The 206-nt window shown below is 64.1% G+C and carries 1 protein-coding gene; it reads right to left on the reverse strand.

Translation table 11 applies throughout. The annotated features are described in order from the left end of the window. Positions 1-5: 5 nt before the first annotated feature. The coding region (locus B7449_RS19310) for a type IV secretory system conjugative DNA transfer family protein (protein ID WP_159108162.1) at positions 6-206 on the reverse strand (201 nt) is incomplete at its 5' end.

Consider the following 206-nt stretch of genomic DNA (forward strand, 5'->3'; position numbering starts at 1 on the left):
GATATTCATCGGCAATGCTCCGGATAACCGTAATCGCTTCCGCGACGGATGTGGCCCTGAAGCCCGGGCTGGCTCGCGATCCGGATCGTGCGGTCGTTGAGGTGGAGGGTGTCTCCTCCCCCCACCGCATCCTTATGCTCAAACACGACGCGCGGTTCTTCAACGCGCCCGGCGTTCAGCAGCACCCGGTAGCGGGCCATGCCGGT

Origin of the sequence: Komagataeibacter intermedius TF2 (genome assembly GCF_000964425.1) — a bacterium.
GTDB lineage: Bacteria > Pseudomonadota > Alphaproteobacteria > Acetobacterales > Acetobacteraceae > Komagataeibacter > Komagataeibacter intermedius.